At 48.7% G+C, this 969-nt stretch carries 1 pseudogene; it reads right to left on the bottom strand.

Annotated features, from left to right (window positions below):
* A pseudogene (locus HMPREF0658_RS11660) lies at nt 1-969 on the bottom strand (hypothetical protein); the annotation flags it as partial.

Raw genomic sequence — 969 nt, forward strand, 5'->3', positions numbered from 1 at the left:
TTCAAACTGTTCACAATCGTACCCGGGGTGCGGTAAATCTGAGCAGACTTGTAACGGTCTTTGCTCATGCGATAAACATTGTGACTATAGAACAAAGACAGATTCGGAGCTACCCGATAGGTCAAGATGCCACCAAAGTTCCAAGCAAAGGACGCACCATCACCCAAGGCCAAAGAAGGACCCGTGTACACAGAAACGTTCCAACGACGTGCAGGATTCACACCTGCTATCGCATTGAACATGTTGAACTGATAGTCCAAAGAAAGCAACGTGTTGTGGAACTTCATCGGCTCTAAGCTGCTGCCACCGTAGTCTACCCATATCTTGTCGGACAAATATTCACCACTCAAACGAACGCCGTGGTAATCGGTCAGGTTGTAGCCGGCAAACAGAAGACCGTTCTTGATAAGAGAAGAACCCTGACCGGTGTAACGCCATGTATGTACAGTGGTGTTCCAACCCAAACCGCCACCCACAAAGATACCCGAAGGCATCAAATCCTTGGCATCCTTAGTCTCTACGTCTTTGTCCTTGCTGCGGTCACGGAGCAACATCGATACACCGACTTTCAAGGCCATCTCGTGGGTCTTCTCAACTACCTTGTTGCCACTGAAGTTGCCTAACATCGAGTAGGTCGGCTCCAAGTTTAGGCGCAGGTCATTGCAGAGCTTCAACCACAACTGAGCACCCAAACGGAACTCGTTGAACTTGCCCTCATAAGCACTGTCCCAATCCTTTACAAAACGGATCTTGCCCAAGCCGAAACCACCGAAGAGGTTAAAACCTACAGGGGCATTCCAATCGTATATCTTCGTAATACCCAACGGGTTGAACATCAAATCTAAAGTCGTAGCAAAGAAACCTAAGTTGTTCTTGCGCAAGCCTGTTGTGGCATGAGACCAGTCGGCGTTGCTGATATGAACACCACCGCGAACACCTAAAGCGGAGTTCAACCACCAACCAAGGTTA

Origin of the sequence: Hoylesella marshii DSM 16973 = JCM 13450, assembly GCF_000146675.1 — a bacterium.
GTDB lineage: Bacteria > Bacteroidota > Bacteroidia > Bacteroidales > Bacteroidaceae > Prevotella > Prevotella marshii.